This is a genomic window from Paraburkholderia panacisoli (assembly GCF_008369935.1).
In the GTDB taxonomy this organism is placed as follows: Bacteria; Pseudomonadota; Gammaproteobacteria; order Burkholderiales; family Burkholderiaceae; genus Paraburkholderia; species Paraburkholderia panacisoli.
In genome coordinates this window covers 111,624-126,206 of sequence record NZ_VTUZ01000014.1, presented here as the reverse complement: position 1 = coordinate 126,206, position 14,583 = coordinate 111,624, and the positions used below count along the sequence as shown (strand labels likewise).

Annotated in this window: 11 protein-coding genes; 8 read left to right on the top strand and 3 right to left on the bottom strand. The window is 64.2% G+C overall.

Annotated features, from left to right (window positions below; all coding sequences use genetic code 11):
* The first annotated feature begins 97 nt into the window (after positions 1-97).
* From FVF58_RS21870 to FVF58_RS21855, 4 genes are all read left to right on the top strand, one after another.
* Positions 98-1,630, top strand: a complete 1,533-nt coding sequence (locus tag FVF58_RS21870; RefSeq protein WP_149671930.1) for a DegQ family serine endoprotease — start codon at positions 98-100, stop codon at positions 1,628-1,630.
* 287 nt (positions 1,631-1,917) lie between these two features.
* Positions 1,918-2,415 carry a peptidase associated/transthyretin-like domain-containing protein gene (locus tag FVF58_RS21865; RefSeq protein WP_149671929.1) on the top strand — a complete coding sequence of 166 codons (498 nt, stop codon included), beginning with the start codon at positions 1,918-1,920 and terminating at the stop codon, positions 2,413-2,415.
* Positions 2,416-2,576: 161 nt separating this feature from the next.
* Entirely contained in the window at positions 2,577-2,969 is a 393-nt protein-coding gene (locus FVF58_RS21860) for a DUF427 domain-containing protein (RefSeq protein WP_149671928.1), read from the top strand.
* A 33-nt stretch (positions 2,970-3,002) separates the two neighbouring features.
* Positions 3,003-3,752, top strand: coding sequence for an SRPBCC family protein (locus FVF58_RS21855; RefSeq protein ID WP_149671927.1), 750 nt, complete (start codon positions 3,003-3,005; stop codon positions 3,750-3,752).
* A gap of 92 nt (positions 3,753-3,844) precedes the next feature.
* Here the strand turns inward: FVF58_RS21855 and FVF58_RS21850 are convergent, their stop codons facing one another.
* Positions 3,845-4,840, bottom strand: a complete 996-nt coding sequence (locus FVF58_RS21850; protein WP_149671926.1) for a helix-turn-helix domain-containing protein — start codon at positions 4,838-4,840, stop codon at positions 3,845-3,847.
* A 213-nt stretch (positions 4,841-5,053) separates the two neighbouring features.
* Between FVF58_RS21850 and FVF58_RS21845 the strand changes: the two genes are divergently transcribed.
* Positions 5,054-5,686 carry a cysteine hydrolase family protein gene (locus FVF58_RS21845; protein ID WP_149671925.1) on the top strand — a complete coding sequence of 211 codons (633 nt, stop codon included), beginning with the start codon at positions 5,054-5,056 and terminating at the stop codon, positions 5,684-5,686.
* Positions 5,687-5,874: 188 nt separating this feature from the next.
* Here FVF58_RS21845 and FVF58_RS21840 read toward each other — a convergent pair whose 3' ends face one another.
* Positions 5,875-6,516: a TetR family transcriptional regulator gene (locus FVF58_RS21840; RefSeq protein ID WP_149672013.1), complete on the bottom strand. Its 642-nt coding sequence runs from the start codon at positions 6,514-6,516 to the stop codon at positions 5,875-5,877.
* Between the two features lie 430 nt (positions 6,517-6,946).
* Here FVF58_RS21840 and FVF58_RS21835 point away from each other — a divergent pair, with 430 nt between their 5' ends.
* The 3 genes from FVF58_RS21835 to FVF58_RS21825 are packed head-to-tail and all read left to right on the top strand — an operon-like array spanning position 6,947 to position 12,944.
* The gene (locus FVF58_RS21835) at positions 6,947-8,176 is read left to right on the top strand and encodes an efflux RND transporter periplasmic adaptor subunit (protein ID WP_149671924.1); all 1,230 of its coding nucleotides are present in this window, start codon (positions 6,947-6,949) and stop codon (positions 8,174-8,176) included.
* Between the two features lie 18 nt (positions 8,177-8,194).
* Positions 8,195-11,416 (top strand): efflux RND transporter permease subunit, encoded by a 3,222-nt coding sequence (locus tag FVF58_RS21830; RefSeq protein ID WP_149671923.1) that lies wholly within the window; start codon positions 8,195-8,197, stop codon positions 11,414-11,416.
* A 1-nt stretch (position 11,417) separates the two neighbouring features.
* A complete protein-coding gene (locus FVF58_RS21825) occupies positions 11,418-12,944 on the top strand; it encodes an efflux transporter outer membrane subunit (protein ID WP_149671922.1) in 1,527 nt (508 codons plus the stop codon).
* Between the two features lie 155 nt (positions 12,945-13,099).
* On the opposite strand, the gene FVF58_RS21820 is transcribed toward FVF58_RS21825, so the two are convergent.
* Entirely contained in the window at positions 13,100-14,509 is a 1,410-nt protein-coding gene (locus FVF58_RS21820) for a nucleobase:cation symporter-2 family protein (RefSeq protein ID WP_149671921.1), read from the bottom strand.
* Between the last annotated feature and the right edge of the window lie 74 nt (positions 14,510-14,583).

Below are 14,583 nucleotides of genomic sequence, written 5' to 3'. Positions count from 1 at the left end.
CGTTAGCGATCTGGCGCTGCTTAAGACTCTTTTAAGCGATGGCACGTACGCTGCCCGACATCCAAACCAAGTCTCTTTCTCCAGCCAGGAGTTCACGATGAACGCGAAAACCTTGTCCCGCAGCGCTGTTGCAGCGGCTGTCGCCGTTGCGCTTTCCGCCGGCTATGTGGCGGGCCATCGCGACGTACCCGCACCGCAGGTGATCTCGCAGGCGCAAGCCGCAATGATGCCCGCCGAAGCCGCCGCCAAAACCGGCATCCCCGATTTCTCGGGTCTGGTCGAAACCTACGGCCCGGCCGTCGTCAATATCAGCGCGAAGCATGTTGTCAAGCAGGCTGCGCTGCGCGGTAACGGTGCCAACGGCGGTAATGGTGGCAACTTTGGCGGCGGTCAGTTGCCGATCGATCCGAGCGATCCGTTCTATCAGTTCTACAAGCATTTCTTCGGCGGCATGCCGGGCATGCAAGGCGGCGGCGACGGCGGCGACGCCCCGGATCAGCCGAGCGCGAGCCTGGGCTCGGGATTCATCGTCAGCAACGACGGCTACATCCTGACCAATGCGCACGTGGTGGACGGCGCGAATGTCGTCACAGTGAAGCTCACCGACAAGCGTGAGTTCAAGGCGAAGGTGGTGGGTGCCGACAAGCAGTCCGACGTCGCCGTGCTGAAGATCGACGCGAGCAACCTGCCGACCGTGAAGATCGGCGATCCGCGTCAAAGCAAGGTCGGGCAGTGGGTGGTCGCGATCGGTTCGCCTTACGGCTTCGACAACACCGTGACCTCGGGGATCATCAGCGCGAAGTCGCGCTCGCTGCCTAACGAAAACTACACGCCGTTCATCCAGACCGACGTGCCGGTGAACCCCGGCAATTCGGGCGGCCCGCTCTTCAATCTGCAAGGCGAAGTGATCGGCATCAACTCGATGATCTATTCGCAGACCGGCGGCTTCCAGGGCCTGTCGTTCGCGATCCCGATCAATGAAGCGATCAAGGTCAAGGACGACATCGTCAAGACCGGCCATGTGAGCCGCGGTCGCCTGGGTGTCGCGGTGCAGGGCATGAATCAGACGCTGGCTAACTCGTTCGGCATGCAGAAGCCGCAAGGCGCGCTGGTCAGCTCGGTCGATCCGGCCGGCCCGGCCGCCAAGGCGGGTCTGCAGCCGGGCGACGTGATCCTGTCGGTGAACGGCGACCCGGTCAACGACTCGGCGGATCTGCCGGCGCAGATCGCGAGTATCGCACCGGGCAGTTCGGCCACCGTGCAAGTGTGGCGCGACAAGGCCGCCAAGGAGCTGAAGGTCACCATCGGCTCGTTGTCGGACGCGAAGGTCGCGTCGAACAAGGCCGATCAGCCGACCCAGTTGCAAGGCCGTCTCGGCGTCGCGGTGCGCCCGCTGACGCCGGAAGAGAAGAGCGGCGCGTCGGTGTCGCATGGTCTGCTGGTGCAGCAGTCGGGCGGCGCGGCGGAAAGCGCCGGCATCCAGCCGGGCGACGTGATCCTCGCGGTCAACGGCCGGCCGGTCACGAACGTCGATCAACTGAAGCAGATGATCGCTGGCGCGGGCAACAGCATCGCGTTGCTGATTCAGCGCGACAACGCACAGATCTTCGTGCCGGTCGATCTCGGCTGATAGCTTCTTGTGGGCGGGACGCGCGAGCAACAGGATGGCAGTTTGCCCGATGTCTCGCCCGAGTCGCTCATCCATATAGGTAACGTTTGCCGGTCCTTGCATTTACTGCAACGGACCGGTTTTTTTTGCCATCCCCAAAAGCGTGCGACACGGCGCGCCGCGCTCCGGCCGGCAGATTGCGGGCGTATCCACGCACCTCTCCAACCGTTGGCACGCAGGTTGCGTCTCGTCTGATCCGGACCCTTCACGGGACACCGGGCGACAAAACCTCAACAAGGAGCGAACCGATGAAAACCCAACGCAATCAGCGAAGGATCGTAGCCGCTGCGGTGTGCGCAGCGCTCACGCTCGGACTGGCGGGCGGCGTATATGCACAGCAGGCAAGCGATGTGACCGGCGGCACGACCACCGACGACACCAGCGCAGGCAATGTCAATGGCGGCGGCCTGCCGCAAATCCAGCAGCAGGGCGACGTGTCGTTCGTATCGGGCGGCGTCGGCCTCGACGAATCGAAGGCGCTGCAACAGGCGCAAAGCCAGTGGCCGTTGTCGCTGCGCTTCACGGGTCCCAGTTCCGAATTCCTCGCCGACGTCCGGGTGCGGGTGGTCGACGCGCACAACAGCGAAGTGCTGAACACCACGTCGCGCGGCCCCTACATGCTGGTCAAGGTGCGCCCGGGCCGCTACACCGTGCACGCGCAGTACAAGGATCAGGAGCAGACCAAAGCGGTGACGATTCCGGCCAAAGGCACCGCCAAATCCTCTTTTTACTGGAACATGAAGTAAGCGGCTTCGGCTTCATGGCCGCTGACGCGGCCGGTGGAGGCGCGTCGGACGAAGGCCGCGCAATCAGCTGGACTTTGGCCGATAATGAAGCCACGGGGATGCCCGTGGCTTTGCTGTTTGTACGACCGCGCACCGACCGCACACCATCACGGAGCCGAGACATGAGCGATGCGTTGACACCTCACGGAAGCCCCGGCGCGAGCACGGGCGGCCATGCCATCACGATTAGCGGCAATCACCACCGGGTGCGCGTGATCCACGGTGGCGTGACCATGGCCGATACGCAAGCGGCGCTGACGCTTGCCGAGACCGGTCTGCCGGACGTGTTCTACTTTCCGCGCGAACACGTCAACATGGCCCGGCTCGAACGTTCCACGCATACCTCGCATTGCCCGTTCAAAGGCGAAGCCTCGTACTTCCATCTGCGCACCGAAGACGGCGTGATCGAAAACGCCGTGTGGAGCTACGAAACGCCGCTCGAGCCGGTCATGCAGATCAGAGGCTATCTCGCGTTTTACGCTTCACGCGTCGACCGCATCGATCAGACATCCTGATCCCGCTGTTGCGCGTTCATCGAAGAGGCTGCCATGGAACTGAACGACGCGTTACGGATTCCGCTTGCGCCGGCCGACGTTTGGGAAGCGCTGCAAGATCTCGCGCTGTTGCGTGCCAGCCTCGACAACTGCGAGTCGTTCACGCGCCTCGCGCATGGCGAATATGCGCTGGTCATGACCGTGCCGCTCGGCCCGTTGCGCGCGCATTACGAAGCGCGCGCCCATGTGGCCGGCCAGGATTCCGGACCGGCCGATGCGCAGCGCCGCACCATCAACTTCAAGGCGCGAGCCGGCGGCATCGGTGCGTTGCGCGGACAGATCGAAATACGCGTGCGCGGGGAAGAGAGCGCCCATGGCGTGGGCAAGGAGCGCAGCACGAGGATCGACTACGCGATCTGGGCGACTTCGTCGGGACCACTTGCCGAACTCCCGACGCGGCAGCTCGAAAACGCGCTGCGTCAGCTGGCCGATGATTTTTTCGCCGAATTCGACGCGGTCGTGCGGGCCAAGCATGGGCAAGGCCCGAATCGCGCGCGCGGTTCGGCGGTGCGGCGGCAGCACGTGTTTCTGCGGCCGATCACGCTGGGCGGCATCGCGCGGCGCGCGCGCATGGATCACGGCAGCACGCTGACAACGCGAGCGGCGAGTGCGTCGCATGGTTTGTCGCATGGCGTTTCGCATCGGGAATCGGGGCCGCACGCGGTGCCGAACTGGGCTTGGGCCGCGATGATTTTTCTGGTCGCGCTGCTGTTGTATCTCGCGCGCTGGATTAGCGAGCACTGACGGTGCGATTGGCCCGCGACTGTGATGAGTCGCGCGGCTGTCGCGTCGGCGCGACTACGAAATTCCGGTAGGACACTGCGAAACGCTGTTGGTTACACCCCGCGAAACGCCCGCCGCCATGCGGATGGCGACGTGCGAAACGCGTCCGCGAAATGCTGGCGTAGCGACGCGGCCGAGCCGAAGCCCGCGATCGTCGCAATCGCTTCCACGGACTCGTCGCTGCTTTCCAGCAACTGTTGTGCGCGCGCGAGCCGCTGCGCGAGCAGCCACGCGCCGACCGTGGTGCCGGTGGCGAGCCGGAAGCGTCGCGTGAAGGTGCGGCGGCTCATCAACGCGCGTCCGGCAAGTGTGTCGAGCGTATGCGGCACGTCTAGATTGCCGCTCACCCAATCGAGCAAGCCCGACAGCCGGTCGCCGCGCAGGTTCGGCGGCATCGGCTGCTCGACGAATTGCGCCTGATTGCCTTGCCGGTGCGGCGGTACCACCAGCCGGCGCGCGACGTAGTTCGCTACCCGGGCGCCGCATATTTTGCGCAGCACGTGCAGGCAGCAGTCGAGGCCGGCCGCGGTGCCAGCCGAAGTCATCACGTTGCCGTCGTCGACATACAGCACGTCGGGGTCGAGCCGCACGCGCGGATAGCGTCGCGCGAAATCGTCGGCCCAAGCCCAGTGGGTCGAGGCCGGACGACCGTCGAGGATGCCCGCCGCCGCCAGCACGAACGCGCCCAGGCACAGCCCGACCAGTTGCGCGCCGCGCGCGTGGGCGCGGCGCAGCGCGTCGAGCAGCGGGGCGGGCGGCGTTTCGCCGGGGTCGCGCCAGCTCGGCACGATGATCGTGTGGGCGTCGGCGAGCGCGTCGAGTCCGTGCGTGACGGCGATCGAGAAGCCGGCGGTGGTGCTCAGCGGGCCCGTTTCGGCAGCACAGACGCGGAAGTCGAAATCCGGCACACCGCCGCCACTGCGGTCCTCGCCGAACACCACGCATGGCACCGACAGGTGGAACGGGCTGATGCGGTCGAACGCGACCACGGCGACCACGTGACGGGCCGGGGCGTTGCGCGTCACGCCAGAGATTGCGGGAGTCGCCATGGGTGACCTCGCGAGGCGAAAGAAAAAAAGGATGGCCCGATTCTAGCGAATCTTGTCATTTGGGTCGCTGTCGTGAAAGCCGCGGCGGGCGAACAATGCCGTCATCGCGCCGCTGTGTCGCCGGGCACCCCGAAACACCACACCACACCGCACCACGCCGGGCCGGGCCGGCCAGCGCGAACCTTCATCCCTTCACCCGACAGGAGCTTTGCCATGACTACGCCGCGCCGTGCGCTGATCGTCATCGACGTGCAGAACGAATACGTGACCGGCGATCTGCCGATCGAATTCCCCGACGTCCAGACTTCGCTCGGCAACATCGGCCGCGCGATGGATGCGGCGCGGGCCGCCGGCATCCCGGTGGTCGTCGTGCAGAACTTCGCGCCGGCCGGTTCGCCGCTGTTCGCGCGCGGCAGCGCGGCGGCGGAACTGCATCCCGTGGTGGGCTCGCGCGCGCACGATCACTATGTGGAGAAATCCCTGCCGAGCGCGTTCAGCGGGACCGATCTGGCCGACTGGCTTGCCGCGCAGCAAATCGACACCCTGACGGTGACTGGCTACATGACGCACAACTGCGACGCGTCGACCATCAATCACGCGGTTCACGCGGGGCTTACGGTGGAATTCCTGCACGACGCGACGGGTTCGGTACCCTACGAAAACAGCGCGGGCTTTGCCAGCGCAGAGGACATTCATCGGGTATTCAGCGTGGTGCTGCAATCGCGCTTCGCGGCGGTGGCGAGCACAAACGAATGGCTCGCGGCGGTGAGAAGCGGCGCGCCGCTCACGCGCGGCAATATTTATGCGTCGAATCAGGCGGCGCGGGCGCGCCGGGCCTTGGCTTGACGCGAGTGTATGGCGCGCGACACGTTGAGTAACCGCCGCAGTGTGCGCTGTGTCGGCTAGCACCATAAAGCCACCACAAGGCACCCGAGGCTACCGCGCACAAACGAAAGCGGGCGGGTTATTCACCCGCCCGTTTGTTCTGCGTTAGCCGTATCAACCGATATCCGGGCCACCGGACCCAATAGCCGCTAAACCTTCCGCTTGCGCAGCGCCGGACTCAACCGCAGCGCGTCGAACACCCCTTCGACCAGCTGCTGCGCATGCGCGCCGAAATCCGTCGCATCGGGCAAAAACAGCATGTCGCGCAGCGAGCCGCTGACAAACGCATGCACCATCGCCGCCGCCAGTTTCGTGTCGAGATCGTCGGGCATCTGCCCCTTGGAGATCGCGTTGCGCAGACCGCCTTCGATTTTCCTCAGCCCCTCGCGCATATTGGTCTGATAGCGTTCCATCACCGGGCCCATCTCCTCGACCAGCTCGCATTTCAGAAACAGGATGTCGAACACGCGCCGGCGGCGCGGATCGTTGGCGGTGTCGCGCAGGCAAACCACGCAGATTTCCATCACGCGTTTGAGCGGATCGGGCTCGTTGGGGTCTTGCGACGCGGCTTTGAGTTCGTCCAGCGGCAGCAACACGCGGTCGAACATTTCGGTGAAGAGATCGCTTTTGTGGGCGAAGTGCCAGTAGATTGCGCCGCGCGTGACGCCCGCAGCTTGTGCGATATCGGCGAGCGAGGTGCGCGATACGCCTTTTTCGAAGAACACGCGTTCAGCCGCATCGAGAATACTTGTGCGCGTCTCCAACGCCTCTTCTTTGGTTCTTCTGACCATATTGGTATGACCTGCGCTGATTGTGGGGTTTTCCCGAGCGTTTTTAAGTCGGCCCGATGACAATCTGTCTGCTATTTCGGAGTTTTTGAACCAATCCTGCAAGTCCCCTGCCTGCAAGAGCATTAAATGCACTTTTACATGCATTCTTGAATGTATATATAATAGCACCCCACGATCGGATAGCCCAAGCCGTGACGACCGGTTAATATCCGTCACTGTTGCCTTTCAAAACGCTCTTGCGCGTTGCCCAAAAGGGCGGCGCCGCGCGGCATTCCCCGGTATGGCGCCATCGCATCGCGATGCCCCTTGCAGGTGCGATGTGCATCCACGGGCTTCCGGTCAAGCGTCGCAAGACGCATGTGTGCGCCGTCGTCCCCGGGGTAGGGATGCGCGCACTTTTTCATTCTCAGTCTTTGACAGAGGTCGCTCCATGCGCGTCGAACGGGTTCCATTCCGCTTAATCAGTGCCGCGACGGCTGCCGTATTGCTGGCAGCGTGCGGACCAAAACAATCTGCCCCGCCGCCACAGACCCCCGAAGTCGGCGTCGTCACCGTCCAGCCGACGACCGTGCCGGTCGTCACCGAATTGCCGGGCCGCACTAGCGCCTTCCTCGTGGCGCAGGTGCGCGCACGGGTCGACGGCATCGTGCTGCGCCGCGAGTTTACCGAAGGCAGCCAGGTGAAGGCGGGCCAGCGTCTGTACAAGATCGACCCGGCGCCGTACATCGCGACGTTGAACAACGCGAAGGCGACGCTCGCAAAAGCGCAGGCCAACCTCGTGTCGACCACCGCGCAGGCCAACCGCTACAAGGTGCTGGTCGCCGCGAACGCAGTCAGCAAGCAGGACTACGACAACGCGGTCGCCGCGCAAGGCCAGGCCGCGGCCGACGTCGCCGCCGGCAAGGCAGCCGTCGACACCGCGCAGATCAATCTCGGCTATACCGACGTGACCTCGCCGGTGACCGGCCAGATCGGCGTGTCGCAAGTCACGCCCGGCGCCTTCGTGCAGGCGAGCGCCGCGACCCTGCTTGCCACGGTCCAGCAACTCGATCCGGTCTACGTGGACCTGACGCAATCGAGCCTCGACGGTCTGAAGCTGCGCCGCGACATGCAGGAAGGGCGTCTCAAGACAACCGGCCCGGGCGCGGCGCAAGTGTCGCTGATTCTCGAAGACGGCCGGGTCTATCCGGAAAAGGGCAAGCTGCAATTCACCGACGTCACGGTCGACCAGAGCACCGGCTCGGTTACGGTTCGCGCGATCTTCAAGAACGCGGACCACGTGCTGCTGCCGGGCATGTTCGTGCGCGCGAAGATCGAAGAAGGCGTGAATCAGAACGCGCTCGTCGTGCCGCAAATCGGCATCACGCACGACCAGAAAGGTCAGCCGACCACGCTGGTCGTCGGCGCCGACAACAAGGTCGAATTGCGTCAGATCGCCACCGCCGGCACGTTCGGTTCGAACTGGGTGGTCGCAAGCGGGCTGAATCCCGGCGACCGCGTGATCGTCCAGGGCACCGACAAGGCGCGCCCCGGCCAGCAGGTCAAGCCGGTTGCCGCGCAACTTCCCGCCACGCCCGCTTCCGACGCAGCCGCTCACGGTGCGTCGGCCGCAAGCAGCGCACAGACGGCCCAACCCGCCTCCGCTGCCTCGGGCGCGTAATAACAGGGAGCCCGCCTCATGGCAAAGTTCTTTATTGATCGCCCGATTTTTGCATGGGTGATCGCCATCATTCTGATGCTCGCGGGTATCGCGTCGGTCTTCACATTGCCGATCGCGCAATACCCGACCATCGCGCCGCCCGCCGTGCAGATCAGCGCAACGTACCCGGGCGCATCGGCGAAGACGGTGGAAAACACCGTCACGCAGGTGATCGAGCAGCAGATGAGTGGTCTTGACCACTTGCTGTATCTGGCGTCTACCTCGGACGACTCGGGTACGGCAACCATCACGCTGACGTTCGCGGCCGGCACCAACCCCGACATCGCGCAGGTGCAGGTGCAGAACAAGCTGCAGCTCGCCACGCCGCTGCTGCCGCAAGCCGTGCAGCAGTTGGGCACCAAGGTCACGAAGTCGAGCAGCAGCTTCCTGCTGGTCATGGCCTTCGTGTCCGAAGACGGCAGCATGAGCAAGTACGACCTGGCGAACTACGTCGCGTCGAACATTCAGGATCCGATCAGCCGTATCGACGGTGTGGGCACGGTGACGCTGTTCGGCTCGCAGTACGCGATGCGGATCTGGCTCGACGCGAACAAGCTGAACAATTTCGGCCTGACGCCGGTCGACGTGGAAACCGCGTTGCAGGCGCAGAACGTGCAGGTTGCGGGCGGCTCGCTCGGCGGCACGCCGTCGGTGCCGGGCCAGGTGCTGCAGGCCACCATCACGCAGGCCACGCTGCTGAACACGCCTGAACAGTTCGGCAACATCCTGCTGAAGGTGAATCAGGACGGCTCGCAGGTGCGTCTGCGCGACGTGTCGCACATCGAGCTGGGCGGCGAAAACTACAACTTCGACACCAAGTACAACGGAGCCCCCACGGCCGGCTTCGGTATCCAGCTCGCCACCGGCGCGAACGCGCTGGCTACTGCGAAGGCGGTGCGCGCGAAGGTCGCCGAACTGTCGAAGTACTTCCCGCACGGTCTGGTCGTCCAGTATCCGTACGACACCACACCGTTCGTGCGCCTGTCGATCGAAGAAGTGGTCAAGACGCTGCTCGAAGGTATCGTGCTGGTGTTCCTGGTCATGTACCTGTTCCTGCAGAACCTGCGCGCCACGCTGATCCCGACGATCGCGGTGCCGGTGGTGCTGCTGGGCACGTTCGCGATCATGGGGATCGTGGGTTTCTCGATCAACGTGCTGTCGATGTTCGGTCTCGTGCTGGCGATCGGTCTGCTGGTGGACGATGCGATCGTGGTGGTGGAAAACGTCGAGCGTGTGATGCAGGAGGAGGGCTTATCGCCTCGTGACGCGACCCGCAAGGCGATGGACCAGATCACCGGCGCGCTGGTCGGCGTCGCGCTCGTGCTGTCGGCGGTGTTCGTGCCGGTGGCGTTCTCGGGCGGCTCGGTCGGCGCTATTTACCGGCAGTTCTCGCTGACCATCGTGGCGGCGATGGTGCTGTCCGTGCTGGTCGCGTTGATTCTGACGCCGGCGCTGTGCGCGACGATCCTCAAGCCGATCCCGAAGGGTCATCACGAAACGGCCACCGGCTTCTTCGGCTGGTTCAACCGCACGTTCAACAAGAGCCGCGACAAGTATCACTCGGGCGTGCACCACGTGATCAAGCGCTCGGGCCGCTGGCTGATCATCTACATGGTGGTGATCTTCGCGGTCGGGCTGCTGTTCGTCAAACTGCCGAAGTCGTTCCTGCCTGACGAAGACCAGGGCACCATGTTCGTGCTGGTGCAAACGCCGTCGGGTTCCACGCAGGAAACCACCGCGCGCGCGCTGAAGGACGTGTCGGACTATCTGCTGAACCAGGAGAAGGCGATTGTCGAATCGACCTTCACGGTGAACGGTTTCAGCTTCGCCGGCCGCGGCCAGAATGCGGGTCTCGTGTTCGTGCGGATGAAGGACTACGGTCTGCGCCAGCACTCGGACCAGAAGGTGCAGGCACTGGTGGGCCGTCTCTACATGCACTTCGCCAGCTACAAGAACGCGACGGTGTTCCCGGTCAATCCGCCGTCGATTCCTGAACTCGGCACGGCCGCGGGCTTCGACTTCCAGTTGCAGGATCGCGCGGGTGTTGGTCACGCGAAGCTGATGGAAGCGCGCAACATGCTGCTGGGCCTGGCGGCGAAAGATCCGACGCTGGCTCAGGTGCGTCCGAACGGCCTGAACGATACGCCGCAGTTCAAGGTGAGCATCGACCACGAGAAGGCTTCCGCGCTCGGCGTGTCGCTCGCCACGATCGACCAGACGTTCTCGATCGCATGGGCGTCGCAGTACGTGAACAACTTCCTCGATACCGACGGCCGGATCAAGAAGGTGTACCTGCAGGCCGACGCGCCTTTCCGGATGAAACCGGAAGACGTGAACGTCTGGTTCGTGCGCAACAACGCGGGCACGATGGTGCCGTTCTCCGCGTTCGCAAGCACCGAGTGGACCTACGGTTCGCCGAAGCTGGAGCGCTACAACGGTATTTCGTCGGTTGAAATCCAGGGCGCGGCCGCACCGGGCAAGTCGACCGGTCAGGCGATGACGGCGATGGAAGCACTCGTCGCGAAGCTGCCGGCGGGCGTCGGCTACGAATGGACGGGCCTGTCGTTGCAGGAACGCCAGTCCGGTTCGCAGGCGCCGATTCTGTACGGCATCTCGATCCTCGTCGTGTTCCTGTGTCTCGCAGCGCTGTATGAAAGCTGGTCGATCCCGTTTTCGGTGATCATGGTGGTGCCGCTCGGCGTGATCGGCGCACTGCTGGCCGCAACGCTGCGCGGGCTCGAGAACGACGTGTTCTTCCAGGTGGGTCTGTTGACCACGGTCGGATTGTCGGCGAAGAACGCGATTCTGATCGTGGAATTCGCCCGCGAACTGCAGCAGGGTGAAGGCATGGGGCCGATCGAGGCCGCGCTGGAAGCGGCGCGTCTGCGGTTGCGCCCGATCCTGATGACCTCGCTCGCGTTCATTCTCGGCGTGATGCCGCTCGCGATCAGTAACGGCGCCGGCTCGGCCAGCCAGCACGCGATCGGTACCGGCGTGATCGGCGGTATGTTGACGGCAACCTTCCTCGCGATTTTCATGATCCCGATGTTCTTCGTCGTGATCCGCGCGAAATTCGGCGGTGAGAAGGAAGACCCGGATGAGGCGCTCGCACACTACAACCAGCATCATCCGCATGATCCGCAAGGCGGCGGTTCGGCTGGCGGGTCGACTGATGAAGGCTCGGGCAAGGACGGACATTGAGATGCAAAAACATTCTCTGATTGCAGTGGCGGTCGCGTTGCTCGCCGCGGGTTGCACGATGGCGCCGCACTATCAGCGCCCGGCGGCTCCCGTGACGGCGACCTTCCCGAGCGGCGGCGTGTACGACACGCAGCCGGGGGCGACCCAGCCGGACACCAGCGCGCGTAGCGCCAACGGTCAGGCTGCCGCCGACATCGGCTGGCGCGAGTTCTTCGTCGATCCGCGCATGCAGCGGTTGATCGAGATCGCGCTGAAGAACAACCGCGATCTGCGCGTGTCGGTGCTGAACATGCAGGCCTCGCAGGCGCAGTACCGGATCGTTCGCGCGGCTCTGTTCCCGACGCTCGACGCCGCCGCTTCGCAAACCAAGCAGCGCACGCCGCGCGACCTGTCGTTCAACGGCCAGACGATTACCGACACGTATTCGGTCGGTCTGAACGCGTCGTGGGAAATCGACTTCTTCGGGCGGATTCAAAGCCTGAAGGATCAGGCGTTGGCGACCTACCTGGGCACGGCTCAGGCGCGCAAGGCAGCGGAAATCGCGCTGGTCTCGCAGGTGGCGAACCAGTACCTGACGGTGCTCGAACTGGACGATCTGCTGAAGGTCACGCAGAACACGTTGAAGACCGCAGACGAATCGTATCGGATCACCAAGGTTCAGTTCGACACCGGTACGGGTTCGGAGCTCGATCTGCGCCAGGCGCAAACCGTGGTCGAGGTGGCGAAGGCGAACCTGCAGGCGCAGGAACGTCTGCGGGCGCAGGCTGAAAACGCGTTGGTGCTGCTGCTCGGCGAGCCGATGCCCGCCGATCTGCCTCCGGGCTTGACGTTGGACAACCAGAATCTCCTGACGGATATTCCGGCTGGGTTGCCCTCCGATCTGCTGACGCGTCGTCCGGACATCATGGAGGCCGAAGAGAATCTGCTCGCGGCCAACGCGAACATCGGCGCGGCGCGTGCGGCGTTCTTCCCGAAGGTTTCGCTGACCGGCAGTTTCGGCACGCTGAGCCCGACGCTCGGCGGTCTGTTCAAGCCGGGTTCGGCAGCGTGGAGCTTCGCGCCGTCGATCACGTTGCCGATCTTCGAGGGCGGTCAGAACATCGCCAACCTGAATCTCGCCAACATCCAGAAGAACGTCCAGATCGCCACGTATGAGAAGGCGATCCAGACTGCCTTCCGCGAGGTGGCGGATGGACTGGCGGCACGCGGCACGTACGACCAGCAGATCGAGGCGCTGGAGCGCGATACTTTTGCCGAACAACGCCGGCTGGATCTGTCGAACCTGCGGTATTCGAACGGTGTCGACAGCTATCTGTCGGTGCTGACTGCGCAGACCGCACTGTACGTGGCGCAGCAGGCGTTGGTGACCGCGCGCATGGAACGTCTGCAGAACCTGGTGACGCTGTATCAGGCGCTGGGTGGCGGCTGGATCGAGCATACCGGCGAGCAGCCGCGTCCGGCCGACGCGCCGGTCGACTACGGAGCAGCGAGTGCGCCCGTGGCGGCTTCGGCGCCGAACGCCGGTTGAGCTTCGCGCCAGCGCCTGGGTGGGGCGGTTTCTGATTCAGGGAGTCGTCTCGCCGCAGTTGGACAAACAAAAACGCCACGGCATTGCCGTGGCGTTTTCGTATCTGCGGCCTTCTCAGCCGCGACCCTCACCGCGCCGGTCAGCGCCGGCGACGCTCAGTGCAAATCCACCGTGCGCAGCATCTCGTCGCCTTGCGGTTCGGCGCCGCCGCGTCCGTCGAAGTCATGGCCCGCGCGGCGAATGTCGCTCTTCGCCTTCTTCTCGCTCTTCACGCCATTGAAGATCAGGTTCAACACCACCGCCGACACCGACGCCAGCAGAATCCCGCTATGCAGCAGCGGCGACAGCGCCGGCGGCAGCTTCGAGAAGAAGTGCGGCGACACCACCGGCACCAGACCCAGCCCGATACTCACCGCGACGATGAACAGGTTGTGATGGTTCTTCACGAAGTCGACTTTCGACAGCACCTTGATGCCGTTCGCCGCGACCATGCCGAACATCACGATGCCCGCGCCGCCGAGCACGAATGCCGGCACCGACGCGACCACTTGCGCCATCTTCGGGAACAGGCCCAGCAGCACCAGGATCACGCCGCCCATCGCGCAGACAAAACGGCTCTTCACGCCGGTCACGCCGATCAGCCCGACGTTCTGCGAAAACGAGGTATGCGGAAACGAGTTGAAGATGCCGCCGATCAGCGTACCCAGACCGTCGACGCGCAGGCCGCGCACCAGCGTCTTCTGATCGACCGGACGATCGACCATGTCGCCGACCGCGAGGAACATGCCGGTCGATTCGATGAAGGTGACGAACATCACGGTGACCATCGTCGCGATCGACAGCGGATCGAAGTGCGGCATGCCGAAGTGGAACGGCATCACGAAGCCGACCCACGGCGCGAGCGTGACGCCTTCCATGTTCACGCGGCCGAGCGCCAGCGCGATCACGAAGCCCGCGACGATGCCGAGCAGCACCGAGATGTTGGCGAGGAAACCCTTGGCGAACTTGTTGATCAGCAGGATCAGCATCAGCACGACCAGCGACAGGCCGAGATAGACCGGATTGCCGTAATCGGGATTGCCTACGCCGCCGGCCGCCCAGTTGATGCCGACTTCCATCAGCGACAAGCCGATCACCGAGATCACCACGCCGATCACCACCGGCGGGAAGAAGCGCAGCAGCTTGCCGACCGCGGGCGCGAGCAGGATGCCGACCACGCCGGCCGCGATCGTCGAGCCGAAGATGTCGAGAATGCCCAGCGAAGGATTGGTGCCGATGGCGACCATCGGACCGACGGCCGCGAACGTGCAGCCCATGATGACCGGCAGACGGATGCCGAAGATCCACAGCCCGAGCGTCTGGATCAGCGTGGCGATGCCGCACGAAAACAGATCGGCGCTGATCAGGAAGGCGATCTGGTCCTTCGGCAACTTGAGCGCCGCGCCGATGATCAGCGGCACCGCAACCGCGCCGGCGTACATCACCAGAACGTGCTGAATGCCGAGGGTGAGTAACTGGCCCGCAGGCAGTCGCTCGTCGCACGGGTGAACCGCGTTCGCTTGCATATCGTCTGTCTCCACCATCTGGTTTTGGAATGACTCCAAGGTATCGGGGACGAAAAGGTGCAACAAGACCACTG